The organism is Moorena sp. SIO3I8, assembly GCF_010692325.1.
Classification (GTDB): Bacteria; Cyanobacteriota; Cyanobacteriia; order Cyanobacteriales; family Coleofasciculaceae; genus Moorena.
Genome location: NZ_JAAHHW010000051.1, coordinates 1 through 25,076 on the forward strand (window position 1 = coordinate 1; position 25,076 = coordinate 25,076).

The window sequence follows — 25,076 nt, forward strand, 5'->3', positions numbered from 1 at the left end:
TATCTTCTCATGGGGTTGGGTTTGCACCACCATCCAATCAGACAGTTAGGTTTGAGGTTTATTCCTCGCGCCCCTAGCTTATACCCCTCCCTACTACGGGAGGCTCCTAGCTAGAACGAGCCGCACACATTAAATTCCTGAAAACTGTGGAATAGTTTATCACCACGTGTTGCGCCACCTTCGATCTTATCTGCTATTTCTCCTCGGACAGTGGTATTAGGTATAACTACAGACCCTTCTGAACCCAAGGTCTGATCCGGAACAATATGATCGGCCAAGGCATAGTTTCCCGACATGGCTACGGTCACCCCACCCAGGGCATTTACCATTGCCCTGGCCAAACTTGCTGTGAGGGTTAGGCTTCCGCAACGGTTAGGTTGACGCAACGGTTACCATCAATCAAGAGCACCGCATCAACAGCGAGTAGTAGTCGATGGGATTAGGCGTTCGCGCAGCGTGGCCTACGGCCACAGCCGACGCTAAGCGATCGCATGGTTGTTTAACAGTTAGGCTTTCGCAACGGTTAGGCTTCCGCAACGGTTACGATCAATCAGGATAAGAGCAGTAAAAGCTAGTAGTAACCCATATTCCGCAGGTTTGTCAGACCAGTAGATAAGATTTTTGGCAGGGAGCACCAAGAAACTGAAGACCCCTTATTATTTAATAATTTCATCATACTGATTGCTGTCATATTGTTGTTGCTTGATTGAGTTTATAATCTCGTTTAATGGCTTTTGCTTTAGCCACTGATGGCGTTCTTGGGTATAATCACCTTGACCCCAGTTAAAATATTGAATAAACCGAATTGCATCAACAATTCCCAAAGCATCAACTAAGGCTTGATATCCTTGTTTGATAATTTCCTGTTGGGGTTTAATCATGATCGTTATTCTCCATTTGTGTAGATTCTATTAGCCAACGCACAGGATTATCAACAGCTACATTGATTGCCCTAATATTTCGTTGAGCTTTGTTAATAAGTCGGTCATCTGTAGACAAAAATATGTCTGCACGACTACGTTCAGCACTGGCAAGGTGGGCAGCATCATAGCCAGAAAATCCTAATTTAGCAAGTTCTACAGTTCGCTCCTCTATGAATTTGCTACTCACTACTTTGATTTTAGCGATCGCCAAAATGGATTTGACGTTTTTTAGTTTTTCGAGATTTGGCATTTGAGCGAGTTCTGCATCTAAAACTGTGCTGCTAATCAGCTTCCATTGTCCTGATTGACATTGGCTTAAAATCGTTAGAATAGCTTGGGTTTCTAAGGCAATACGAGACTGAGTTTGGTCATCAAATGGGCGATTGAGACAGCAAGCATCTAAATAAATTCTATAGCTTTCACTCATCTAGTAAACAGAGGTTTTTGATTGGTATGGTTATAGCAGTTTGCAATTGGGTAAGGTACAAATTCTTGGGTTTTAGGGAGCAGGGACTGAGGCCGTAGGCCACGCTACGCGAACGGAGCAGGGAGTAGGTAAGAAAGAAGAGGGAAGTCGGAAGATGGAAAAAATCCTGTGTACCTCATAGCTAGGAAAAAGGCTATAAAACTATTGACTTATAGCACATTTTTTAATTTTCACCCAGACCTAAAGAACTAGGGATATGTCTGAGGGGGTGACAACGTTGTCACCCCCTCAGCCCCGTCAGGCTATCTGGGTCTGTAGTCAAGCTACTGTTCGCGCAGCGTGCGCGTAGCGCAATCGGTGCTTTTGAATAAAATAAGCTGAAAGCTGACCCCTGACGGCTGACCCCTGACCCCTGATAGCTGTTCGCGTAGCGTGCGCGTAGCGCATAGGTAATGGTTGCTGTTACCCAAAAGGAACATTCAACGCCCCATTTTCCTTCAGCCATTGGCACTGTTGAGCACTTAAGCCTTTAGCATCGGTAAACACTGCACCTGCTACCTCACAGTTAGAGAAATCAACACCATTCCAAATAGTATTCTCCAAATTAGCGTACTGTAAATCAGAATTTTTAAGATTAACCTTAGATAAGCGAGCCCCTTCTAAATTTGCAGAAAATAAAGACGCTTCAGTTAAATCAACATCCTTTAATAAGGCATTTTCCAAACTTGACTCCAGCAACTGAGCACCACGCAAAATTACCTCGGTCAAATCAGCAGCTCTGAGATTAGCAACAATCAAATTAGCAGAGGTTAAATCTGCTCTGACTAAACTAGCACGGCTTAAGTTGGCTCGTTCCAAATCAGCACCAAGCCACTTAGTATCCATTAACTTAGCCGCTTCTAAGCTAGCTAGATCAAGACTTGCTCCACTGAAATTAGCCTCAGGGAAATTCACAGCTCCTAAATTGGCCATCTTGAGATTGGCATTGATAAAGGTTATCCCTTTGCCAGTTGCTTCTCTCAAATCAGCCTTTTGCAGCTGAGCTAAGGACGCCTCAACCCCATCTAGTCTTGCTCCACACAGCTTAGCTTTTGCTGCCCAAGCCCCTCGGAGATTCGCCTCCTCCAAACCAGCACGAGTCAGTTTAGCTTCTGAGAGTTGGGCATAAACCAGAGTGGCCCCGGATAGCTTGGCCCAGCTGAGATTGGCTTGATTAAAGTCTGTCTCTTGACAAGACGCTCCTGAGAGATTGGCATTACGTAGGTAGGCATGGGCAAAGTCAGCCTTATCTAGATTCAAGCCCTGTAAATCAATATGACTCAGCTCGGCTTTCTGTAACGACAGTCCTTGCTTAAGTTGTTTAAGAACTTGATTAGTAGTTAATAATGTCATAGTATTGCTTATACAAAACCTGTAGTCAGTTCGTTTTGTATCTAATCTAACTTTATTTTCACACAATATGTGATTACAGCAATAATCTTTTACATAAATACATTGAGCGTTTGAGGCATAGGAGCAGTCAAAGTATTAGGGAATCGGGAATCGGAACCCACCCCGTTCGGGGTGGGTCCCGATTCCCGATTCCCCATTCCCTGCCCTATAGCTTTCATGGTCAAGTTTTCTATCAGTCGCTTTATCCTCATGGCAGCTATAGTGATTGGTGTAATTGTCCTTGTTCCAACTATCAAGCAAATTACCCAGCAGCCAGCCATGACATCCGCTTACGAATTACTGACTGACCCATTCTTGCAATTTCCTACAGAAGATTCCGTGCGAGTGGTTTGGTTTACCGAATTTCCTGGCTCCCACCACACCGTTACCTACGGCACGACTTCTTGCCGTAAGGCCACTGCTACTACTACTAAACTCAGTCGCACTCGGGAAGACCAAAAATCCCGAGTAGGCAAGCAGACCGAAGACGCCCAACTCTACCAGAACCCAATTATGCGGGATATTTGGCGTCATGAAGCGATCGTAACTGGACTGACTCCTGGTGTTCGTGTTCCCTATCAAGTCAGCAGTGTCAAGGACAATGGGCAAGTTTTCACGAGCAAACTCTTTAGCCTCAGTGCTCTACCAAACCCTCAGACACCCCAGAAAATTCTTCTGACCTCTGACCATCAACTAATGCCGATGACAGCAGCTAATCTCCAGAAGGTGGTAGAAACTGTAGGCCAAATTGATGGGGTGTTCTATGTTGGTGATTTAGTTAATATTCCTGACCGGGCTTCGGAATGGTTTGATGATAACCGGGGTGGTGCCTTTTTCCCCTGTCTTCAGGGTCGAGCCAATTACCAATTGGAAAAGAATGGGGTTAAAACTACCTACCATGGTGGTGAAATTATTCAAAATGCCCCGATATTTACTGTAGTTGGCAATCATGAAGTGATGGGGCGTTTTTCTATGGAAAAGGATTTGAATAGCCAATTCAATGACCCTTTTACTCGCGCTGCAGCACAAGCCATCTATCAGCAAAAAGCTGAACAGTTAAATCCAGATAATGACCCTAATTATTACCAAGCTTGGCTAAAAAATAATACATATAATACTGACACTTATAACGAGATTTTTTACCTACCTAATGGCCAACCTTATTATGCCGTAACCTTTGGTGATATTCGCTTAGTGGTGTTGTACATTACTAATATTTGGCGGACACCTAGCTTAAGCCCTAATGCCAAAGGTAGGTATCAAGAACGGGAACAAGATTTAGACAATCCCATCGCTTGGGGATACGGACAACATATCTTTGAACCGGTGAGTAAAGGGAGTCCCCAGTACCAATGGCTCCAGGCAGAACTCAATAGCACTGAGTTCCAACAAGCCAAGTATAAAATTGTGATGTTTCACCATCCTCCCCATAGCCTAGGGGGGAATATTGTCCCAGCTTATACTAACCCAGTGCAGATCATTGAGCGGGATCGGGCGGGTAAGGTGACAGCAGTGCGTTATGAGTACCCCAAAGACAAGGATTACATCATTCAGGATGTGGTGCCATTGTTAGAAGCTGCTGGTGTGCAGTTGGTGTATTATGGCCATTCCCATCTATGGAATCGCTTTGTTGATGGTAATGGCATGCATTTTTTAGAATCCTCCAATGTGGGGAATAGTTATGGCGCTCATGTTGGTGAGAATAAGCGCCCAGTACCAACTGGCTATAAAGAAAACTATTCCGCTACTGGAGACCCCAATGGATTAGAGCCAGTGATGCCAACCATAGAGCCATTGTTAGGAGAGAATAACCAGCCCTTGCCTTATATCGCCAGTAATGATGTGACTGTGTTTAGTATCTTGGATACTGGCACCGGTATAGTAACTAGCTATCGCTTTGATACGCGATCGCCTAATTCAGATGTGATTAAATTCGATCAGTTTCAGTTAAGGCTAAGGGATTAGGGTCGGGAGATGGGGAGATGGGGAGATGGGGAGATGGGGAGATGGGGAGATGGGGAGATGGGGAGATGGGGAGATTTTTGATGAAGGGTAATTATCCTAAAATTCTATTATAGAATAATATATTGGCTACTCTTGCTAGCATGCCTATTGCTAGCATGCCTGTTGCCTGTTGCCTCTTGCCTCTTGCTAGCATGCCTGTTGCCTGTTGCCTGTTGCTAGCTTGCTTCTCTATAAAAAATAGACACCCTTGGACATTACTTACAAAATGAGTAATACTAGAGAGTGGAGTCATGAGATCTAGCATTGATATGGAAAGTCATTCTGAGATGACATTAAGCATTGGGGAGGCAGCTAAACAGCTAGGAGTCTCTACCAAAACCCTAAGACGGTGGGCTGATGCGGGCAAAATCAGATATCAACGTTCACCTACTGGACAACGACGATTTTATCTTAAAGATATCAAACATATAACACCAAGAAATCCTCAGCCATTAACCCACAGATTGACAATCAACTATGCCAGAGTTTCCAGTGATGAGCGACAAAAAGACCTGAGGAGTCAAATTCAATTATTAGAAAATTTTAGCGCTGCTAATGGTTGGCAATACGAGACTATTTCTGATTTTGGGGGTGGTTTAAATTATCACAAAAAAGGATTGAATAAATTACTCAGAAAAATTATGACAGGGGATGTTGAACGGTTAGTGATTACTCACAAGGATAGATTGCTGAGATTTGGAGCAGAATTAATCTTTACCATTTGTGAAGAGTTTGGCACAGAAGTCGTTATCATTAATAAATCCCCAGAGGGAGTTAGTTTTGAAGACGAATTAACCCAAGACATGATGGAATTGATCACAGTCTTTTCCGCCCGTCTCTATGGCGCTAGGAGCAAAAAAAATCAAAAATTACTTGATGGAATGACTCAAGTGGTAAGGGAATTAGAGTAAGGAGTAGGTGGATAGAGGGCAGGATGGGGAGATGGGGAGATGGGGAGATGGGGGAGGTTTTTATTAAGGGTAATTATCCCGAGATGATATTAGAGAGTATGGAAGAAACCCCGGCTGTGAAACCAACTCCCAACCGATTTGAGCCAATTATACATCAAAAGGGAAGAGGCGGTCGAGGAAGGGGTTAGAAAAAAGTCGATCAGGATCAAATTCTTTCATAAGTAGAGCGAAGTCATCCCAACGTGGGTATTGTGAGCGCAGATATTCCCGATTGGAATAAAAGTGCTTGCCCCAGTTGGGACGGCCACCATACTCTAATAATATCTTTTCGGCTTCCCGGTGATAGTTTTCAATCACCTTAAAATCTGACCCTGATAAGTTAAGGCTAATATATACCGATTCTCTTTGATACAGTGGGCTTAACCAATGCTCTTCAGAACTAGCAAATCGAACTGATATGGGTAGGTTTATCCTAAATCCCTGGTTTTCTATCATCTGGTGAATTTGCTCCAGAGCTTTGATTGCAGCTGACCTTGGTATGGCATACTCTAACTCGGAATATGTGAAATTAATATTCTCAAAGGCGAGGATATTAAAGCTCTTATCCCAACGGTTTAATCCCCGTAGATTAGTCATAAAAGCTACTCTAAAGATGAGAGGAATTAGAGCAGGAAAACTCCTGGTAATCCAGTCACCGATTCCACTGCCGGATCTAGATATAGTTCTAGATAGGTTGTCTAGGAATTGTCTCCAGAATGGCATGGGCGCAACTGGCTCATCCATTTTATTAAACTTAAAGGAATAGGAGCGTGAGGTGTGGGGAAATTCAAAGAATTGGAAATGATCGTTTTCTTTGACTAGTGTGTCTATTTCTTTTCTTATCAGGTCGGTCAACATAGGTTGTTGAATATCTCGCAAGAAGAATGTCGGGACACAACGAAGGGTTAATCTAGTAATAATACCAAGGGCACCCAAGTTGACACATACTCCATAAAATGTTGGATTATCTTGTTGGTAGCGGACAACTTCCCCGGATGCTTTCATTAGCTCCAGCTCGACCACTGCACTGGCCAGTGAGCCGTTTTTGTCTCCTGTTCCATGGGTAGCCATTGCTATTGCACCAGAAATAGTCTGCTTGGTGATTGCTCCCAGGTTTTCCAAGGCCATTCCGTGTTGGTCTAGGTATTGATTCAAGCTGTTTAGTGTTATTCCTGGCTCGACAGTAACGGTCCCCCGTTCTCGGTCTAGCTCGATTACCCGGTTTAGTCGCTTCAAGGATACCAGAACACCATCGGTGCATGCAGCTTCTGACCATGAGTGCCCCGAACCAACCACCTTAACTTTCATCCTTTCGGTTCGAGCCATGGCAAGAACTTTCTTGAGATCTTCGTTAGAAGACGGCTCGACAATACTTTTGGGGTTGCAAGAAACATTACCCCTCCAATTTGACCAAGTAACTGACATATTAATTTATGAAAAATATTGTAATGGTTATTCTATATTTTAGCATAGAATACTCATTGCTTATTTAGATCTCGTTATCTCTAATCACAGCTCGCTCCTTTGGTGTCAATCCATAAATTTCAGACACTGCATAGTTTCCAAGGTTAATATCTCTTGTGTTTGCTGCTTCTATTAGCATTCTTTGAAGATTCTCTGAAATACTTTGCCACTGAGGAAGTCTGATTCGCCGCAAGTATTGTGCTTGAAAGCGAAGATAGCCTCCCCTGAGCTGAGTTGAGTAAATAGATACAAATAGTTTAGCTATACCTGATTTGAGAACTGTTTGAAGTGCCTTTAAGTCCCACTCTTGTGAAGTAATGAAATAAAGGTTATGATGAGGGTAAAATTTTCCATCTTCATAGACGATATGTGCCTTGGATTTAATATCAGGAATTAGCAGTTTAGGGTAAGTGGTCAGGCTAGGATAAATTCTATCAATTGTTCTGTACCAATTTTTGGGATTTTTCTTGGCACAGTTCCGTTTCAAAATTCTATCGGAATGTTGGGCAAGGTAACTTGCCAGCTTGGGATAATTTTCAAGTTCAACTAAAGAACCATTGTCGTGAAATGGGTTTACAACACCAAGGCCACCCCACTTGATAATACCAGTTTTAATATCTTGTGTCTTGACTAAAGGCAATTTTCTATCGGGTTCAACCTCCAGTTTTTCAAAGGGTCTAATGTAAACTTTATCTGCTCCGGTTGCTACACCAATGCCTACCTTACAACCAACCTCTTCTAAACTAGGAAAGTCTTCTTCCAGGCGACGAACTACCATAAGTTCTTCAACAGAATCTAGAATCCATGGTTTTGAACCATTTGTTACACCCGTAAGCTCGATGATACCACTTTCCGGACAAATAGAGTCAGCACAAAAATTTTGTGCTAGTTTCTTAAGTGTGTTGTATTCAACTAATGGTCGATGAGCAACTCGAACAACTTCGGACTTTTGGCACTTGATGACTGTAATCCCAGGATAAGCACTAACTTCAGTGCGAAACGCTTGAGTATCGACCATATCAATATAGTAAGCAAGATGATAATGATCAGAAACCATTGCTCGTAGTAGCTTACCGTATTTATTCTTTAGCCATTGATTGGCACAAATAAAACCTAAAACTCCTCCAGGTTCCAGACTACATAGGGCCCGTTCAATAAAAGGGACATATAAATCTGCTCGATCATATATAGTGTTATATCTGGCTCGATACTCGGCCAAGAGAATATCCGGAATCAGCTCTTGCCGAACATAAGGCGGATTGCCAACTGCATGAGTAAATGAGCCTGGTAAATCTACAAGTAGGAAGTCCCCTTGAATCAGCCAGGCTGTTAGCAATTGATAGGCGTCATCTTTATTAATTCCATGGTACTGGAGCAACCTTAAAAGTTTAATTCTGGTATTTTCAAAGCTTTGAGGATTGATCTCAACTGCACGAATAGAATTGTGGAGACTATCAACTAGTCTGATTTGATTAGAATCATGAGCAGCATAAGCAGTTAACAGTCGCTCTACAATCGGAACAAGAAAGTCACCATCACCAATCGAGGGTTCAAGTATCCGATAGTCTGGCAAAGGGCGATCTACGGTATAACCTGTCAGGTCAAGAATGAACTCTACAACCTCACGTCGGGTAAAAATTGCTCCTCGTTCTTCACTACTCTTTGCTGCAAAGCTTCTGACAGCAGAAGAAAAATCAAATAATGGCAAGGTTAGTTGCTGTTCCATTGTGACCGGACCATGACTTCTGGTATTTTAAGGTATATTAGTTTCTTAGCTGAATCAGTAGTTTAGCAATATGACGTTGAAGGTTTTCCCAATCTTCGGGAAAGTAGTCACGGGTAAAGATTTCTGAGGCATTTTCATAGCATGCGATCGCATTTTCCAAATTGTCTGTAGTCTCTCCTACTATTCTGTTGCTGTAAGCATTACCTAGGTTATATAGGGTCCTTGCCCACTCTTCGGGGAAGTCTCGTTTGGTATAAACCTCCAAAGCTAGTTGGTATTGGGCAATAGCAATTTCGAGATTATCAGCCCGGTCTCCACGGATTCTGTCACTGTAGGCTATGCCCAGGTTGTTGTGAGTACTTGCCCAATCTTCGGGGAAATCTGGTTTGGTGCGAACGTCCAATGCTAGTTGGTATGCTTCTATGGCAATTTCGAGATTATCAGCCCGGTCTCCACGGATTCTTTCACAGTAGGCATTGCCCAGGTTATAGTGAGTGATCGCCCAATCAATGGGGAAGTCTGGTTTGGTGCGAACTTCCAAGGCTAGTTGGAATGCTTTAATAGCAATTTCGAGATTATCAGCCCGGTCTCCACGGATTCTTTCACAGTAAGCTATGCCCAGGTTGTTTTGAGTACTTGCCCAATCTTCGGGGAAGTCTGATTTGGTATAAACCTCCAAGGCTATTTGGTATGCATCTATGGCTTTTTCGAGATTATTAGCCCGATTGCCACGGATTCTGTCACAGTAGGCATTGCCCAGGTTGTTTTGAATAGCTGCCCAAATTTCTGGGTTACTATGATTAGTAAAAAACGTTAGCATCGTTTGGTAACCGGCAATAGCGATTTCCCTGTTGTTGGCTGGATTACCCAGTGGAAAATCGCTGATCATAGTGCTGAATTCCCAGATAGTATTAGCGATATCTTTTGCTATTTCTGGTTCCGCTTCTGAGAGTTTAGCACTTGCCCAGGTTTGCAGGATATTGATAAAGTTATGATCGAGTTTATCTAAGTTTTCTTCCAGAAGTTGGTAGACAACTTCGCCGTCACCTTTGCTGTTGTTAGTTGCTAGCAATACCTCGTCTAAAAATTGCTGATACTCTTCCGATGAAGCCTTAGCTGAAGTAAGGGTTTCTGAACTTTCCAGACCCTTTAAAAGCTTACTCCTGATCCGCCGTAAAAAGTCAGCAGCATTTTGCTGACCCTTTGCTGTCAGATATTCGGCTGATTGTGCCATTACCTGCAATAAATCTGCATCCACTAACTCGCGGTTGCTATTAATAATTTTGATTTCTTTACCCTTGGGACAAGTTAGGAGCTGGTGGAGCAATTTGAGGTATTGTTGTCTTCTTTGTTGGTTCATTTTTAGTTATTCAGCTAATGCGCTACGCGCACGCTACGCGAACAGCCATGAGCCAATGCGCTACGCGCACGCTACGCGAACAGCTATCAGCTTACCTCCCTATTCCCTCTTAATTATAAATTCTTCATTCTTAATTCTTAATTCTTAATTCTTCATTCTTCTTCATCTGACTGCTCTGACGGAGGCAAAAGTATGGGATTCCCTTGATATTCCGCTGCTTTATCCGTAGGTAAACGACGCACTAAATCAAATTGGATTAATTTATCTAAAATCGGTAAAACTTGACTGAACTGTTGAGTTTTAATACGCTTGAGGTCATCCATGGTTACGTTTTCATCGGATAGCACTCCTTTTTCTAAAACTAAGTCAAGGACATAGTAATCTTCAGGAGTTAATTCTGACTGACCGCGCAGTTTCTGACTGACATACTCTAAACCTTGCTGAAATACCTCTGGTGTAATCTTTTCTGCTTGTAAATCCGCTGCTTTGAGTAATACATAATTAGCAATGCGATTAAACCAACGGGGTATCCCCTGGGAATGTGCGCACAGATTTCTAGCAGTTTCTAGAGTGAAGGGATGGACCGCATCAGGATTAGTTTCGTCTTTGCTAGTTTCTCTAATCCGGGCGCTAGCGAGATAGTTAATTAACATTTGATACGTGGTGGATTGGTCTAATGCTTTAATCTCTAATGCTAAATCAAATAACCCTCGTTCGGAGATCAACAAATCCCGAGTCAACCCGGAAGGATGCCCAGTCAAAATAAACCAAGCATCACCTTTGAGCATGCCTTGAGCATTGTGCAATAGTTGACGCACCTTAGCTGGGTCTTGTTTATCTAAATCATCGATAGCAATCACCACACGACTATAGGTTTCTAGCGCCCTTTCCAATAAGTCTTGAAAGGTGAGAGTGGGAAACTTTGGGGCATTAACCGGTTTAGCTTCCGTTTCAATACTTCCCCCAAACCCGGCGAATTTGGCATCAAACTTGGTTTTGGTTTTGCGAGTCGATTCACTCATCAATCCCATGGTGTTTAACAGTTGTTGCGCCCACTCATCCTCTGGCATATGTCGGGCTAGGGCAATCAAAGCAGCGGTTGCTAAATCAGTTTCAAAGGGTAGACTAATATAGGTAGCGAGAGTATCTTCACTTTTTCGTTGTAAGACGCTCAATACTTCTAAAATAAATGCTGTTTTACCAATACCAACGGAACCGTAGACTAATATCCGCTTCCGTTCGCGACCCCGCAACAAATTAAATATCTGCTTTAACTCCTGGGTGCGACCTGTAAAAACTTTATCTAGGTTTGACCTCAAGCTAGAAGCACTTTCAGAAAAAGGAATTTCTTCAAGATTCCAGCTAGTCAAAATTTCGTTGTTTTCATCCCAAAGTTTATCGGCTTCACTCATGGCTATGGCTTGGTTTTTATTTTGTTAATTACTTGGAGCAGTTGTTGAATATTATCAATTCCTTGCTTATCCTTAATTGTATGACAAATTTCATAAGCTTGGGTTAGTTCTTGTCTGGCATCGTCGATAAAGCCAATGGAAATCATCAGCATGCCTAATCCCGTTTTGCAGATAGCGATTCCTGGTTGATTATTGAGATGATTGTAGATGCGGAGAGCGTCCCGGTAATTCATCCGGGCTTTGTCTAGGTTCATGATTAAATGATGGGTGCGGGCAATGTGGTATACTGAATCGGCAAGGGCTTCTAGGTTTTCGGTGTGACTATAGATCGGGAGGCTTTGCTCTAAGCGGGATAATCCATCATACCAGCTTCCTTGCTGAACCAGCAGTTTACCAATATTACGTTGAACGTCTGCCCAATATTCGGGAAACGCTTCACGGATGTAGAACTCTGAAGCATTTTGATAGGATGCGATCGCTTTTTCCAGATTCTCTGCACTATTTCCTAGTATTCTATTACTGTAGGTATTGCCCAGGTTATTTTGAGTAATTGCCCAAGCTTGGGGGAAGTCTGGTTTGGTATAAACGGACAATGCTAGTTGGTATGCTTCTATAGCAAGTTCAAGATTATCAGCTTTATCTCCACGGATTCTCTTACTGTAGGCATAGCCCAGGATGATTTGAGTAATTGCCCAAGCTTCGGGGAAGTCTTCTTTGGTATAAACGGACAATGCTAATTGGTATGCTTCTATGGCGAGTTCAAGATTATCAGCTTTATCTCCATTGATTCTGTAAAAGTAGGCATTGCCCAGGTTATAGTGAGTGTTTGCCCACTTTTCAGGGAAGTCTGGTTTAGTATAAACGGATAAAGCTAGTTGGTATGCTTCTATGGCGAGTTCAAGATTATCAGCTTTATCTCCATTGATTCTGTAAAAGTAGGCATTGCCCAGGTTATAGTGAGTGTTTGCCCACTTTTCAGGGAAGTCTGGTTTAGTATAAACGGATAAAGCTAGTTGGTATGCTTCTATGGCGAGTTCTAAATTATCAGCTTTGTCTCCATTGATTCTGTCACTGTAGGCATAGCCCAGGTTATAGTGAGTTCTTGCCCAATCTTCAGGGAAGTCTAGTTTAGTATAAACGGATAAAGCTAGTTGGTATGCTTCTATGGCGAGTTCAAGATTATCAGCTTTATCTCCATTGATTCTGTAAAAGTAGGCATTGCCCAGGTTATAGTGAGTTCTTGCCCAATCTTCAGGGAAGTCTAGTTTAGTATAAACGGATAAAGCTAGTTGGTATGCTTCGATAGCAAGTTCAAGATTATCAGCTTTGTCTCCATTGATTCTGTCACTGTAGGCATAGCCCAGGTTATAGTGAGTGTTTGCCCACTTTTCAGGGAAGTCTAGTTTAGTATAAACGGATAAAGCTAGTTGGTATGCTTCTATGGCGAGTTCAAGATTATCAGCTTTATCTCCATTGATTCTGTCAAAGTAGGCATTGCCCAGGTTATAGTGAGTGATTGCCCAATCTTCAGGGAAGTCTAGTTTAGTATGAACGGACAAAGCTAGTTGGAATGCTTCTATGGCGAGTTCAAGATTATCAGCTTTATCTCCATTGATTCTGTAAAAGTAGGCATAGCCCAGGTTATTTTGAGTGCTTGCCCAATTTTTGGGGAAGTCTGGTTTAGTATAAACGGATAAAGCTAGTTGGTATGCTTCTATGGCGAGTTCTAAATTATCAGCTTTATCTCCATTGATTCTGTAAAAGTAGGCATAGCCCAGGTTATTTTGAGTGCTTGCCCAATTTTTGGGGAAGTCTGGTTTAGTATAAACGGATAAAGCTAGTTGGTATGCTTCTATGGCGAGTTCTAAATTATCAGCTTTATCTCCATTGATTCTGTTTATGTAGGCATTGCCCAGGTTATATTGAGTGTTTGCCCAATCTTGGGGGAAGTCTGGTTTGGTGAAAACTGTTAGCACCTGTTCGTAACCAGCAATGACGATTTCCATATTATTGGCTTTATTGCCCAGATAAAAATCGTCGATAATGTAGCTAAAATTCCAGATAGTATTAGCGATTTCTTTTGCTATTTCTGGTTCCGCTTTTAAGAATTTATCACTTGCCCAGGTTTTTAAAATATCGATAAAGTTATGATCGAGTTTGTCTAGATTTGCTTCCAGGAGTGGGTAGACTACTTCGGGGTCGCTATTGCTGTTATCAGTTGCTAGCAATACCTCTTTCAAGAATTCCAGATAGTCTTGGGATGAAGCATTAACTAAACTAGAGGATTCTGAAATTATCTCTAAAAGCTCACTCCTGAGACTACCTAAAAATTCAGCAGCGTTTTGGTTCCCATCGGCTGCTATTTTTTCTGCTACTACTGCCATTACCTGCAATAATTCTGCATCCACTAACTCGCGGTTACTCTCAAGAATTTGATCGTCTTCACCGCTGGCACAAGTTAGCAGTTGCTGGATCAAGTTGAGGTATGCTTGTCTTCTTTGTTCGTCCATTTTTACTTACCCCTATGCCCTATTCGCTACTCCAGAAAATCCACAATTTATGTAAAGTTACCAATTCTAGCAATTCTATATCCCATAATGTACAAATTGATCCCCCTAAATCCCCCTTAATAAGGGAGACTTTGAGGTTGAAAAGCGTACCTCATAACTGCGATAAACTCTATAATAACTTCTATAAGTATAGCGTTTTATAGTAACCGTGAGTTACATCTAAATTTTATTTATTCTTCCCTACTCCCTACTCCCTACTCCCTGCTCCCTTATTTAACAATAAAAAAATTCGGTCAAGCTCAGATTAACCCTAATACTTGACCGAATTATATTGTGTAAACATCAACAAGGACAGCTAAGCTGCACGTAAACCAAATAACTCCTGACTGATTAATTGTACATTATTCCCGAGTTAGTCAGCTATCAGCTATCAGCTATCAGCTATCAGCTATCAGCTTATGCAGGTAGCGCAAGTGCTTTTGAATAAAATAAGCTGACGGCTGAATGCTGACGGCTGAATGCTGATGGCTGGTAGCTTATTTATACCCCTCCCCAAAAAAAACTTTCATTCTTCATTCTTCATTCTTCATTCTTAATTCTACATTCTTCATTCTTCATTCCTGGTCGCCAGGGCGTGGCCCTGGCAAATTACTATCCTAGTCTAGGTAAAAATTTCGAATCAAAGTCACCATAACCTCACCAGGATTTCCGGTAGGTTCGGGAGTGCTCCATTCCTCTGGATAAGCGTATTTAAGAGAATAGATGGCAATAATTGTTTTCCGAACTTGTTCAGGAGAACCGACCAAGATGTGCTTGACTTTTTTAGGTTTGCGACCTTGGTTTTCAGGGTTTTGATTTTCATCAGGGTTTGACGGAAAGTTTGTACTCATGAATCGTTATTGGTTTAAAGTGCTTACATTATTAAAATATTAACTTATTAACCATTTGTCAAGGGGTTTAGGAATTTTTTTTTATTACGAAATAGGGCAATAGTATAGGGGTTTAAAATTGGGTTATTTTTTTAGGTAATAGGGAACAGGGAATAGGTAACAGCTCAAAAAATCTGTTAAAAACCTAGATATTTTTAACACGATAGTTGTCTTATTTTTTAATAAAATTAATCCTCTGGTGGGCAGTGCTCCATTCCAATTTAAACCTTTACCATCCCTTGAGAAAGCACTGCCCACCCTACATCAGATCTCAAACAATTCTGTGTACCTCATGAGTCCTAGAAACGCTATATTGAGAAATAACTCTTAATTTCACTAACTGATTAAACTGTTGCGTCAAGGCTATCTTGAGACTCTTCTAATTTATCGTCGAGGTTCTCACTACCAGTAAACACTTTAGTAGTCACTGGAACGTTAGGCTCAACTTGGAGCCACACCGAATCACTAATAGACTCAGCTTGATTGGGTCGATAAACCAGTCGGCAGGCTCCTGCGATTTCTACCTCATGACAGCAATGAGTCCGCTCACCCCGTTTAACAGTAAACACTGGCAAAGATGTCTGGTTCTTGTGATTGCTTTTTAAGGCTTGCTCATTAACGTGGATATAGGTAGCTTCGAGATGTTTGTCCTGATTCCATGTACCTTTTGGTCCCCTACGACCTTCGGTTACCACTGGCACACCATCATATAATGGAATCTGCCAAAACCGACCAACTTTTTTGGCTCCTTTGATGCGATCTTTACTTAATAGCATCCGCAGTCGCTGAGACGATATACCCAGCAGAGATGCAGCTTGTGTTGTACCGACAACCATAACTAAAATACTATTGCGGAATAGTATTGTAATCCCATCTAACTGGGAAAGTCAAGCTCAAGTAGGGAGTAGGGGAGTAGGGAGTAGGGAGTAGGGGAGTAGGGAGTAGGGAGTAGGGAATCGGGAATCGGGAGTCGGGAGTAGGGAGTAGGGAGTAGGGAGTAGGGAACTAAAATTTTCGGAATTGATTTAGGTACCTTACATAACGTCTTTCTGAAGTTCTTGTTTAACCAGTTGAGCTAAGGTTTGGGCAGCTCCTGGTTTTCCCCGAACACTCTTGAGATGCGATCGCATTTCGGACAACTTCTCTGGATGCTCTAGATAGTCTAGGGCAAGTTGGGCAACCTCAAGCGGCTCAAGCTTCCCTACCAATTCTGGCACAATTTCTCTTTTTGCCCAAATATTCGGCCATGCAAACAGACGCTTTTGCCCTAGCACCAACCAATTAATCACTTTGGCTAGGCTAGAGCCTACTCCTGGTAACTTGACCAATAGACCGGGTAAGCCATCCCAAGCCCGCATCGCATCTAACTGTTGCGTCGGCAACAGCACAATCATGGGTACGGCCAGAGACCCCAATTCAGCGGTATTCGCTCCCACTGTGGTTAAGCAAAGACAACATTGGGATAACAACTCATAGGCAGGAAAGGAATCCCAGAGTTCTACACACAAGCCACTGGGGGTTTTAAGGAATAGTTGAAGGTTAGCTGGTTGAAGGTTAGCTGGTTGAAGGTTAGCTGGTTGAAGGTTAGCTGGTTGAAGGTTAGCTGGTTGAAGGTTAGCTGGTTGAAGGTTAGCTGGTTGAAGGTTAGCTGGTTGAAGGTTAGGAGGTTGTTCGCCTTTGGCGTTCCGGTAGGGTAGGTTATCGGAGTTTGAACCTGTAACTTGTAACCCGTTAACCTGTAACCCGTTAACTTGTAACCCGTTAACCTGTAACCCGTTAACTTGTAACCCCTTAACCTGTAACCCTGGATTAATCACCGAGTCGTTATCAACTTTATATATAAGTTGTGCCTCTGACCATCCTGTCTTGTTAATAATGGGATTGTGATCACGATTGGCAAATTTGGCTAATGTTTTGAGATCTATGGTAGGAGCAACGGGAATCACAAAGCGAGTTTGGGGTCTAGCCCTATGAATGTGTTCAGCGATCGCTAAAGACAAAGGCACTCCCTGAGCTAGTTTGGCTGGTTTTGACCCCGGTAATAGTGCGATCACTTCAGTGGAATGTTCAAGGGTATCTTCCGTTAAACTTGCAATCTGAGAACCTGTAACCTTCAACCCCTGAGTAACCTGTAACTCCTGATTAACCTGAGAACCTGCAACCTGTAACCCCTTATTAACCTGTAACCCTCTAATCTCTGCCATTAAATCCCCCACTATGGTGAATTTGTGGGCATAGTTCTTAGGCACTTGAGCGATAATATCGGGTTTCATCACGCCAAAGTGGTCAATCCAGCGGTACCAACGAGCATCCCACTCGGCATAGACAACACTGCGATACCCTAAGCGCTTACTAATCACTACTGGGAAAAATTGGTCTCCCCCTAGGAATAGAACAACCCCTTTTGGATGCCAGTCCCAGTTTTCCGCTGTCTTGCCCCACAACAAGAATGGCAAAAAATCCTCTGCTGCCTGAACCCGGTCTACTTCTGGGTAGGATTTTGCGATCGCATCTTCTTTGCCCGTGGCATGAGGGCAAGGAGATAGCACTACCGATATCCGGAGTAATGAACGGTCATTCCCTAGAGTTTGCCGCAATGCCTTCACCACTGGTCGCACCCAGGTGGTCAACTCTCCTGGGCCATTGGACATAACTAAAATATCTGCTGCTGGCACTCTTCCCCACTCCTGATTATGACTATCTGGCTTGCTATCAGCTATCAGCTATCAGCTATCAGCTATCAGCTATCAGCTATCAGTTATCAGCTATCAGCTATCAGTTATCAGCTATCAGCTTATGCGCTACGCGCACGCTACGGGAACAGGTTTCAGTCAAATGCTGAGTGCTGAGTGCTGAGTGCTGAGTGCTGACCACTGACCACTGACCGCTGCTGACTGCTGACTGCTTACCACTGACCGCTGACTACAAAATATTAAGTAATGATTAAGTAAGAAGCATAAGTAATAGTTGTATAAATCGATAAAATATCCTTATATATACAGCTAAGGTTACCTTTGTCAATGATTTTTATTGTTTAGTTTTTTTAAGCTAAGCTGATTTAGTACTTCAGTAATTGTTAAGTAATTTTACAAAAATCAGTAATTTTTATATCGAATTGTATCAGATAACGGCTGAAACTCCCTGAAAGTATACGTTTTTTGATAGAAACTCTTTAGTTGGCAAAACAAAACCATCCCAACCAAGAGTGAGTGGTCACTGGTAGAGACGTTAGATAGCACATCTGTCAATAAAATCTAAATACGATCAAAACTATCAAAGGTGATCAGCCACTTACCGCCACTCAAGGTAAGGCACAGATAACGAATAATCAGGAAGGAGACCTAGCCGCATGTTCACTCACGTCAAGTCCACCATTAGACACATCACCCCGGAAGCCTTGAATGGGCGTCATTTGCTGAAGGTGGTCTATGTCGTGCTAGAACCGCAGTACCAAAGTGCATTATCAGCTGCTGTTCGGTCAATCAATCAAAATCAACCAGATATCGCTATTGAAATCAGCGGCTACCTCATTGAGGAACTCCGTGACCCAGAAAACTATGAAGACTTTAAACGGGATATAGCAGAAGCGAATATCTTTATCGCGTCACTAATTTTCATAGAAGACTTGGCCGAGAAGGTAGTCACCGCTGTACAACCCCATCGCGATCGCTTGGATGCCGCAGTCGTATTTCCATCAATGCCGAAAGTGATGCGCCTGAATAAATTAGGTAGCTTCTCCATGGCCAATTTGGGTCAATCCAAGAGTGCGATCGCACAATTCATGCGTAAGCGCAAGAAAAAATCTGGGTCTTCCTTCCAAGACAGTATGCTCAAGCTGTTGCAGACCTTACCGAAAGTCCTGAAGTATATGCCCATGGACAAAGCTCAGGATGCTCGCAACTTCATGCTGAGTTTCCAGTATTGGCTAGGGGGGTCTTCTGATAACCTGGAAAACTTCTTGCTGATGCTAGCAGATAAGTATGTCTTTAAGCGCGAGAAGAAAAACAGCGAAACCTCTGTCCAATTCAAAGACCCAGTGGTTTACCCAGATATGGGGGTTTGGCATCCTCTAGCACCGGAAATGTTTGAAGATGTCAAGGAATACCTGAATTGGTATAGTAGCCGTCAGGATATCTCAACAGACATAAAAGACCCCCTCGCTCCCTGTATTGGTTTAGTCCTGCAACGCACTCACCTAGTTACAGGGGATGATGCCCATTATGTAGCCATGGTGCAGGAACTCGAAGCCATGGGAGCAAGGGTGATTCCCATCTTTGCGGGTGGTTTGGATTTCTCTAAACCAGTAGATACCTATTTTTCTGAGGAACATGGCAAAACCGTAGTCCCCTTAGTGGATGCTGTGGTATCTCTAACCGGCTTTGCTCTAGTAGGAGGTCCAGCACGGCAAGACCATCCCAAAGCAATTGAATCCTTAAAACGCCTCAATCGCCCGTATATGGTTACACTTCCCTTAGTCTTCCAAACTACGGAAGAGTGGGAAGATAGTGAATTGGGACTGCACCCGATTCAAGTAGCATTGCAAATTGCCATTCCAGAGCTGGATGGTGCCATTGAACCAATTATCCTATCCGGACGGGATGGCGCAACTGGAAAATCCATTGCGTTACAGGACCGGATTGAATCAGTAGCCCGACGGGTGATGAAATGGGCGAATTTGCGCCGTAAGCCCAAGCTTGAGAAGAAAATTGCGATCACAGTCTTTAGCTTTCCCCCAGATAAAGGCAATGTTGGGTCAGCGGCCTATCTTGATGTATTTGGTTCCATCTATAAAGTGATGGAAGCCCTAAACAACAATGGTTATGATGTCCAAGACTTGCCGGAATCTGCTGAGGCACTGATGCAAGAGGTGATCCATGATGCCCAAGCTCAGTACGCTAGTCCAGAATTGAATATTGCTCACCGGATGTCGGTGATGGAGTATGAACGGTTTACTCCCTACTCCACTCGCTTAGAGGAAAACTGGGGACCACCACCAGGAAATCTTAATAGTGATGGACAAAACTTGTTAATCTACGGCAAGCACTTCGGGAAGGTATTCATTGGAGTACAACCTACCTTTGGGTATGAAGGAGACCCAATGCTACTGTTGTTCTCCCGTTCCGCAAGTCCTCACCATGGCTTTGCTGCCTATTACACCTATTTAGAACAAATCTGGCAAGCGGATGCTGTGCTGCACTTTGGAACTCATGGGTCTCTAGAATTTATGCCAGGGAAACAGATGGGGATGTCTGGAGACTGTTATCCAGATAATTTAATTGGTTCTATTCCTAATCTGTACTACTATGCTGCCAATAATCCCAGTGAAGCAACCATTGCCAAGCGCCGCAGCTACGCTGAAACCATATCCTATCTCACCCCACCCGCAGAAAATGCTGGATTATATAAGGGGTTAAAGGAACTCAGTGAGTTAATTGGGTCTTATCAAACTCTCAAAGATACTGGGCGCGGTGTTCCCATTGTTAACACCATTATGGATAAGTGCCGCTTGGTGAATCTTGATCAAGATATTGCCTTGCCCGAGCAAGATGCTAAGGAGCTGAGTGCCGAAGAACGGGATACCTTGGTCGGTCAGGTGTACCGCCGTTTGATGGAAATTGAATCAAGGTTGTTACCCTGTGGGTTGCATGTGATTGGTAAGCCACCAACCGCAGAAGAAGCGATCGCAACCCTAGTCAATATTGCCAACCTAGACCGTAGCGAAGACGAAATCATCGGTTTACCCCGGATTATTGCTAACAGTATTGAGCGAGAGATTGATGAAATTTACAGCAACAATGACCAAGGCATCTTAGCTGATGTGGAATTGTTGCAAGATATCACCCAAGCTACCCGTGCTGCTGTGAGTGCTATGGTTCAAGCTCAAATCGACAGCGATGGACGAGTCTCTAAAGTCTCTAAACTCAACTTCCTCAACCTTGGTAAAAAAGAACCCTGGGTAGAAGCCTTGCACAATCTAGGGTACACCAACGTAGATTCTGAAGCGATCAAGCCTCTGTTTGACTATCTGGAATTCTGTTTAGAGCAGATAGTAGCAGATAACGAATTAGGAGCAATGCTCCAAGCTTTAGATGGGGAATATGTGCTGCCCGGTCCTGGTGGTGACCCGATCCGAAATCCCGATGTGCTACCGACCGGTAAGAATATTCACGCCCTCGACCCCCAATCCATTCCGACCCTAGCAGCGGTGAAATCTGCCAAAATTGTAGTAGACCGACTGTTGGCACGGCAAAAGCGAGATAATGATGGGGCTTGGCCAGAAACCATTGCGTGTGTGCTATGGGGTACGGATAATATTAAAACCTACGGGGAATCCCTAGCCCAAATTCTGTGGATGGTCGGGGTTAAGCCAGTGCCCGATGCCTTGGGACGGGTGAATAAATTAGAACTAATTCCCTTAGAAGAGTTAGGTCGTCCTCGGATTGATGTGGTAGTAAACTGTTCCGGTGTCTTCCGGGATTTGTTCATCAATCAGATGAATTTACTAGACCAAGGGGTGAAAATGGCCGCAGAAGCCGATGAACCCCTGGAAATGAATTTTGTGCGGAAACACAGTTTGCAACAAGCTCAAGAGATGGGGATTAATCTACGGCAAGCTGCCACTCGGGTATTCTCCAATGCGTCTGGTTCCTATGCGTCCAATGTTAATTTAGCTGTCGAAAACAGCACCTGGGAAGAAGAAGCCGAGTTACAGAATATGTATCTCAGTCGCAAGTCCTTTGCCTTCTCTTCCGATAGCCCAGGCACCATGGAACAGAGTCAGAAGATTTTTGAGTCCGCCTTGAAAACTGCTGATGTTACCTTCCAGAATCTTGATTCATCGGAAATTAGCCTAACTGATGTTTCTCATTACTTTGACTCTGACCCCACTAAAGTAGTAGCTAACTTGCGCAACGATGGTAAGAAACCAACCGCTTACATTGCTGATACTACTACTGCTAATGCTCAGGTTCGCACCCTATCAGAAACCGTCCGTTTAGATGCCCGGACTAAGTTACTTAATCCCAAGTGGTACGAAGGGATGTTGAATCATGGCTATGAAGGGGTCCGGGAACTTTCCAAACGCTTAGTGAATACTATGGGTTGGAGTGCAACCGCTGATGCAGTGGATAACTGGGTTTATGAAGATGTGAATACTACCTTTATCCAGGATGAAGAAATGCGTCAGCGGTTAATGAATTTGAATCCCAATTCCTTCCGTAAAGTAGTCTCTACCTTATTAGAAGTTAATGGCCGTGGCTATTGGGAAACTAGTGAAAGTAATTTACAGCTGTTGCGCGAATTGTATCAGGAGGTTGAAGATAGGATTGAAGGAATAGAATAGGAGTATTTGCTATAGCGGTTTTCAATTCAGTGAGGTGCAAAATTTAGGGAATAGGGAATAGGGAACAGGGAATAGTGAATCATATTCCCCCCTTATTAAAGTCCCCCCCTTATTAAGGGGGGTTAGGGGGGATCCCTACTCAAGGCAAACTGTACCTAATAATTATGGAGAAAGCTATAGTCACAATCTAGCAATTCTATATCCCATAAGGTACCTATTATCCCCCTTTGGTCCCCCTTAATCCCCTCAAATTGATCCCCCTAAATCCCCCTTAATAAGGGGGACTTTGAGGTGGAAAAGCGTACCTCATAACTGCGAGAAACGCTATCTAGCAATTCTATATCCCATAAGGTACCTATTATCCCCCGTTTCCCTTAATAAGGGGGACTTTGAGGTGGAAAAGCGTACCTCATAACTGCGAGAAAAGAGTAGCTTTTTAGAGACGTTCAATAGAGCGTCTCTAATTTTTAGGGCTTACGAATTTGCCCCCTAAATCCCCCAATTCTGGGGGACTTTAACTCAACTTAGCGGTGGGCGAAATTTGCTGTAAAAAAAATTTCTAAAAACCCTTAACCAAAACATTAATGGTTATGATTATCATATAGCAAAAAGCAAAAGGTGACCATTATGGATTCCGAATTTCGCCCAAACCCAGAGACTAATCCCGAGGATATAACTCCTAGTAATAATCCTCAAGAATCCTTTCCAAAAAAATACCCGGTTCAGCATATTTTGAAGGGGTCTCGCAAGGCCATAATCAACACCATGCATACTCTCCATGTAGTGGGTTATGCGGAAATTGTCGAGTGGACTCCTCTGCAGCCGACGGGACTTCCTGGAGAATTTATTACGATGATGACGAAATACTTAACTCTGGGTTAAGCTATTAACTTGCTGGGGGGCAAAGCCCCCTGGCAAAACCATCGGGTTTGCTCCCATGGGAGCATGTCTGGAATGGTGTGAAATCTGAATTCATAAGGTTTACCTAGCCGTAGATAGTATTTCTGCGGCTATTTTTTTTGTTAGGGAGTAGGGAGTAGGGAGTAGGGAGTAGGGAGTAGGGAGTAGGGAGTAGGGAGTAGGGAGTAGGGAGTAGGGAGTAGGGAGTAGGGAGTAGGGAGTAGTAGGAAGGAGGCATTTTATATTTGTAAAAATGAAGGAAATTTTTACAATTGTGGGGCGGGTGTACGGGTAGTGTGGGGATTTTTGTGGCAATTTTTCCCTAATTGTGAAAGTGAGATGCACCCTGGATACCCTTAGAACACTGGAATAATTTAACTCCTGAACAACAATAAAAATTTCTGCCCCTTTGTCCTAATTTTGTGATTGAGTTACGTTCTCCCAGTGATATCATGTTGAGATAAACAGTTATCAAAAAACATAGCTTCCTTCTGGTAGGTTATCTTCCTCTTCATCCCCTGCTCCCTGCTCCCTGCTCCTTGCTCCCTGCTCCTTGTTCCCTGTTACCTTTGCTAAATAATTCTTTACCTAATTATTAACCCTTTGTTACAACCAGATATTATTAAATTGCTATAATATCAAAAATATTATAATTACGATAAAAAGGTGCCAAGCGATAAACCGTTGACTTCCTTAACGGATTTAAAGGTTATTGGGGAATACGATGATCCAGAGCTAATTGTATCTAAACTGGAGCAGATGAAGGACCCTGAATTTTTGGAGCAACCAGATGTTAGGGAAAAAGGGGTTGAAGATATCTTGAATATCTTCAACTCAGTTCAAAACCCGCCTTGGTCTCACGCCACCCATCAATTTGGCTATATTGCTCCACCTCCGCCTGGTTCTACAGAAGTCCAAGTCATTCAACATCCGAGTGCCATAAAGGCGGATCCAACGTTAAAAAATAGTAGGCTAAATATTCGCCTTGATCGCCTGCGAATTCATAAGTATCCAGGGGGCGGTCTTCACAATGTTTTGGTTTCATTTGCTGCTCGCAATCAAGTGGCGGATGCTCAGGAGTTCGTTAGTTTTAGCCAAACTTATCGAGTGCCAGAAGGACAATCAGCAGGAATCGCAGGCTATCCAGTTTTTATTGGTTTGAATGTCGGTTCTCAGGGGATTGCCTTTGAATGCTCTACAGTCAATGTCAAAAATGAAGCGGATCAAGCGGTGTTATCTGCCTTAGAGTCTTCACCCTTTCAAACCGGTTTGGAACTATTAACTACTGCTCAACCTGCGATCGCACCCTTCACAACTCTCACCTTAGGATTAGTCAAAGCCCTCGCTAAACGTAATGAAAATGTACCGGTGCAGAAGTTTTATTTAGGGTTAGACTTTGAAGATGCGGCCATGGGAATTCGTCTGGCGGAAGGTAATTATATTGCTGTTCAAGTTCCCGATGAGACCACTATTGACTGGAACAAGTGGATTTATAAACCACAATTAGGCCAGATCCTTCACAAAGCTGATGGCTCATCCCTGGAATACAACTACCTGGTGTTTCGGGTTAGTCGTTATGTGGATTAAGGAAAGTAAGCATTCAGCTATCAGTGGGTTACCCTATCGCTAACCCAACCTACTGCTCCCGACTCCCGACTCCCGACTCCCGACTCCCGACTCCCTGCTCCCTTACATGAA

The 25,076-nt window shown here is 43.2% G+C and carries 22 protein-coding genes and 1 pseudogene; 8 read left to right on the forward strand and 15 right to left on the reverse strand.

Annotation, left to right across the window (positions count from 1 at the left end):
* Positions 1 to 110: 110 nt before the first annotated feature.
* Complete coding sequence (locus F6K51_RS19460) at positions 111 to 386, reverse strand: hypothetical protein (RefSeq protein WP_293023112.1); 276 nt, start codon at positions 384 to 386, stop codon at positions 111 to 113.
* Positions 387 to 433: 47 nt separating this feature from the next.
* Between F6K51_RS19460 and F6K51_RS19465 the strand changes: the two genes are divergently transcribed.
* Positions 434 to 559, forward strand: coding sequence for a hypothetical protein (locus F6K51_RS19465; protein ID WP_293023114.1), 126 nt, complete (start codon positions 434 to 436; stop codon positions 557 to 559).
* A 97-nt stretch (positions 560 to 656) separates the two neighbouring features.
* Here F6K51_RS19465 and F6K51_RS19470 read toward each other — a convergent pair whose 3' ends face one another.
* The 5 genes from F6K51_RS19470 to F6K51_RS19490 all read right to left on the reverse strand — a co-directional run bounded on the left by F6K51_RS19470 (position 657) and on the right by F6K51_RS19490 (position 2,960).
* Entirely contained in the window at positions 657 to 881 is a 225-nt protein-coding gene (locus F6K51_RS19470; protein WP_293023116.1) for a hypothetical protein, read from the reverse strand.
* Complete coding sequence (locus F6K51_RS19475) at positions 874 to 1,350, reverse strand: PIN domain-containing protein (protein ID WP_293023118.1); 477 nt, start codon at positions 1,348 to 1,350, stop codon at positions 874 to 876. Before F6K51_RS19475 ends, F6K51_RS19470 begins: the two co-directional genes overlap by 8 nt.
* Positions 1,351 to 1,630: 280 nt before the next feature.
* A complete protein-coding gene (locus tag F6K51_RS19480) occupies positions 1,631 to 1,855 on the reverse strand; it encodes a hypothetical protein (protein ID WP_293023121.1) in 225 nt (74 codons plus the stop codon).
* A complete protein-coding gene (locus F6K51_RS19485; RefSeq protein WP_293023123.1) occupies positions 1,813 to 2,742 on the reverse strand; it encodes a pentapeptide repeat-containing protein in 930 nt (309 codons plus the stop codon). The genes F6K51_RS19480 and F6K51_RS19485 overlap by 43 nt, the downstream gene beginning before the upstream one ends.
* An 89-nt stretch (positions 2,743 to 2,831) precedes the next feature.
* Positions 2,832 to 2,960: a hypothetical protein gene (locus F6K51_RS19490; protein WP_293023125.1), complete on the reverse strand. Its 129-nt coding sequence runs from the start codon at positions 2,958 to 2,960 to the stop codon at positions 2,832 to 2,834.
* Between F6K51_RS19490 and F6K51_RS19495 the strand changes: the two genes are divergently transcribed.
* The 3 genes from F6K51_RS19495 to F6K51_RS19505 all read left to right on the forward strand — a co-directional run bounded on the left by F6K51_RS19495 (position 2,959) and on the right by F6K51_RS19505 (position 5,884).
* Positions 2,959 to 4,746 (forward strand): metallophosphoesterase family protein, encoded by a 1,788-nt coding sequence (locus F6K51_RS19495; protein WP_293023127.1) that lies wholly within the window; start codon positions 2,959 to 2,961, stop codon positions 4,744 to 4,746. The genes F6K51_RS19490 and F6K51_RS19495 overlap by 2 nt on opposite strands.
* A 326-nt stretch (positions 4,747 to 5,072) precedes the next feature.
* On the forward strand, positions 5,073 to 5,696 hold the full coding sequence (locus F6K51_RS19500) for an IS607 family transposase (RefSeq protein ID WP_293023195.1): 624 nt from the start codon (positions 5,073 to 5,075) through the stop codon (positions 5,694 to 5,696).
* A gap of 23 nt (positions 5,697 to 5,719) precedes the next feature.
* The gene (locus F6K51_RS19505; RefSeq protein WP_293023129.1) at positions 5,720 to 5,884 is read left to right on the forward strand and encodes a hypothetical protein; all 165 of its coding nucleotides are present in this window, start codon (positions 5,720 to 5,722) and stop codon (positions 5,882 to 5,884) included.
* Here F6K51_RS19505 and F6K51_RS19510 read toward each other — a convergent pair.
* From F6K51_RS19510 to F6K51_RS19545, 8 genes are all read right to left on the reverse strand, one after another.
* Positions 5,844 to 7,160: a D-arabinono-1,4-lactone oxidase gene (locus tag F6K51_RS19510; RefSeq protein WP_293023131.1), complete on the reverse strand. Its 1,317-nt coding sequence runs from the start codon at positions 7,158 to 7,160 to the stop codon at positions 5,844 to 5,846. The two genes, F6K51_RS19505 and F6K51_RS19510, sit on opposite strands and share 41 nt — an antisense overlap.
* A gap of 64 nt (positions 7,161 to 7,224) precedes the next feature.
* Positions 7,225 to 8,925 carry a TaqI-like C-terminal specificity domain-containing protein gene (locus tag F6K51_RS19515; protein ID WP_293023133.1) on the reverse strand — a complete coding sequence of 567 codons (1,701 nt, stop codon included), beginning with the start codon at positions 8,923 to 8,925 and terminating at the stop codon, positions 7,225 to 7,227.
* A 37-nt stretch (positions 8,926 to 8,962) separates the two neighbouring features.
* Entirely contained in the window at positions 8,963 to 10,285 is a 1,323-nt protein-coding gene (locus tag F6K51_RS19520) for a tetratricopeptide repeat protein (RefSeq protein ID WP_293023135.1), read from the reverse strand.
* 152 nt (positions 10,286 to 10,437) lie between these two features.
* Positions 10,438 to 11,697, reverse strand: a complete 1,260-nt coding sequence (locus F6K51_RS19525; protein WP_293023137.1) for an ATP-binding protein — start codon at positions 11,695 to 11,697, stop codon at positions 10,438 to 10,440.
* 2 nt (positions 11,698 to 11,699) lie between these two features.
* The gene (locus F6K51_RS19530) at positions 11,700 to 14,207 is read right to left on the reverse strand and encodes a tetratricopeptide repeat protein (protein WP_293023139.1); all 2,508 of its coding nucleotides are present in this window, start codon (positions 14,205 to 14,207) and stop codon (positions 11,700 to 11,702) included.
* Positions 14,208 to 14,863: 656 nt separating this feature from the next.
* Positions 14,864 to 15,097: a hypothetical protein gene (locus F6K51_RS19535; RefSeq protein ID WP_293023141.1), complete on the reverse strand. Its 234-nt coding sequence runs from the start codon at positions 15,095 to 15,097 to the stop codon at positions 14,864 to 14,866.
* Between the two features lie 383 nt (positions 15,098 to 15,480).
* A complete protein-coding gene (locus F6K51_RS19540; RefSeq protein WP_293023143.1) occupies positions 15,481 to 15,972 on the reverse strand; it encodes a DNA-binding protein in 492 nt (163 codons plus the stop codon).
* A gap of 198 nt (positions 15,973 to 16,170) precedes the next feature.
* Positions 16,171 to 17,787, reverse strand: a complete 1,617-nt coding sequence (locus tag F6K51_RS19545; RefSeq protein WP_293023197.1) for a lipid-A-disaccharide synthase — start codon at positions 17,785 to 17,787, stop codon at positions 16,171 to 16,173.
* A 698-nt stretch (positions 17,788 to 18,485) separates the two neighbouring features.
* On the opposite strand from F6K51_RS19545, the gene F6K51_RS19550 reads away from it, so the two are divergent.
* Both F6K51_RS19550 and F6K51_RS19555 read left to right on the forward strand, forming a co-directional pair.
* On the forward strand, positions 18,486 to 22,478 hold the full coding sequence (locus F6K51_RS19550; RefSeq protein WP_293023146.1) for a magnesium chelatase subunit H: 3,993 nt from the start codon (positions 18,486 to 18,488) through the stop codon (positions 22,476 to 22,478).
* A gap of 627 nt (positions 22,479 to 23,105) precedes the next feature.
* Positions 23,106 to 23,360: a hypothetical protein gene (locus F6K51_RS19555; RefSeq protein ID WP_293023148.1), complete on the forward strand. Its 255-nt coding sequence runs from the start codon at positions 23,106 to 23,108 to the stop codon at positions 23,358 to 23,360.
* A gap of 103 nt (positions 23,361 to 23,463) precedes the next feature.
* Here F6K51_RS19555 and F6K51_RS19560 read toward each other — a convergent pair whose 3' ends face one another.
* Positions 23,464 to 23,616, reverse strand: a complete 153-nt coding sequence (locus F6K51_RS19560; protein ID WP_293023150.1) for a hypothetical protein — start codon at positions 23,614 to 23,616, stop codon at positions 23,464 to 23,466.
* 100 nt (positions 23,617 to 23,716) lie between these two features.
* Between F6K51_RS19560 and F6K51_RS19565 the strand changes: the two are divergent.
* Positions 23,717 to 23,842, forward strand: a pseudogene (locus F6K51_RS19565) (Uma2 family endonuclease); the annotation flags it as partial.
* Between the two features lie 202 nt (positions 23,843 to 24,044).
* Entirely contained in the window at positions 24,045 to 24,965 is a 921-nt protein-coding gene (locus F6K51_RS19570) for a hypothetical protein (protein ID WP_293023152.1), read from the forward strand.
* Positions 24,966 to 25,076 lie beyond the last annotated feature (111 nt).

Excerpts from the sequence above, each read along its gene's own strand:
- F6K51_RS19465 (WP_293023114.1), top strand. The coding sequence starts at position 434 with ATGGGATTAGGCGTTCGCGCAGCGTGGCCTACGGCCACAGCCGACGCT.
- F6K51_RS19470 (WP_293023116.1), bottom strand. The coding sequence starts at position 881 with ATGATTAAACCCCAACAGGAAATTATCAAACAAGGATATCAAGCCTTA.
- F6K51_RS19475 (WP_293023118.1), bottom strand. The coding sequence starts at position 1,350 with ATGAGTGAAAGCTATAGAATTTATTTAGATGCTTGCTGTCTCAATCGC.
- F6K51_RS19480 (WP_293023121.1), bottom strand. The coding sequence starts at position 1,855 with ATGGCTGAAGGAAAATGGGGCGTTGAATGTTCCTTTTGGGTAACAGCA.
- F6K51_RS19485 (WP_293023123.1), bottom strand. The coding sequence starts at position 2,742 with ATGACATTATTAACTACTAATCAAGTTCTTAAACAACTTAAGCAAGGA.
- F6K51_RS19495 (WP_293023127.1), top strand. The coding sequence starts at position 2,959 with ATGGTCAAGTTTTCTATCAGTCGCTTTATCCTCATGGCAGCTATAGTG.
- F6K51_RS19490 (WP_293023125.1), bottom strand. The coding sequence starts at position 2,960 with ATGAAAGCTATAGGGCAGGGAATGGGGAATCGGGAATCGGGACCCACC.
- F6K51_RS19500 (WP_293023195.1), top strand. The coding sequence starts at position 5,073 with ATGACATTAAGCATTGGGGAGGCAGCTAAACAGCTAGGAGTCTCTACC.
- F6K51_RS19505 (WP_293023129.1), top strand. The coding sequence starts at position 5,720 with ATGGGGAGATGGGGAGATGGGGAGATGGGGGAGGTTTTTATTAAGGGT.
- F6K51_RS19510 (WP_293023131.1), bottom strand. The coding sequence starts at position 7,160 with ATGTCAGTTACTTGGTCAAATTGGAGGGGTAATGTTTCTTGCAACCCC.
- F6K51_RS19515 (WP_293023133.1), bottom strand. The coding sequence starts at position 8,925 with ATGGAACAGCAACTAACCTTGCCATTATTTGATTTTTCTTCTGCTGTC.
- F6K51_RS19520 (WP_293023135.1), bottom strand. The coding sequence starts at position 10,285 with ATGAACCAACAAAGAAGACAACAATACCTCAAATTGCTCCACCAGCTC.
- F6K51_RS19525 (WP_293023137.1), bottom strand. The coding sequence starts at position 11,697 with ATGAGTGAAGCCGATAAACTTTGGGATGAAAACAACGAAATTTTGACT.
- F6K51_RS19530 (WP_293023139.1), bottom strand. The coding sequence starts at position 14,207 with ATGGACGAACAAAGAAGACAAGCATACCTCAACTTGATCCAGCAACTG.
- F6K51_RS19535 (WP_293023141.1), bottom strand. The coding sequence starts at position 15,097 with ATGAGTACAAACTTTCCGTCAAACCCTGATGAAAATCAAAACCCTGAA.
- F6K51_RS19540 (WP_293023143.1), bottom strand. The coding sequence starts at position 15,972 with ATGGTTGTCGGTACAACACAAGCTGCATCTCTGCTGGGTATATCGTCT.
- F6K51_RS19545 (WP_293023197.1), bottom strand. The coding sequence starts at position 17,787 with ATGTCCAATGGCCCAGGAGAGTTGACCACCTGGGTGCGACCAGTGGTG.
- F6K51_RS19550 (WP_293023146.1), top strand. The coding sequence starts at position 18,486 with ATGTTCACTCACGTCAAGTCCACCATTAGACACATCACCCCGGAAGCC.
- F6K51_RS19555 (WP_293023148.1), top strand. The coding sequence starts at position 23,106 with ATGGATTCCGAATTTCGCCCAAACCCAGAGACTAATCCCGAGGATATA.
- F6K51_RS19560 (WP_293023150.1), bottom strand. The coding sequence starts at position 23,616 with ATGCCTCCTTCCTACTACTCCCTACTCCCTACTCCCTACTCCCTACTC.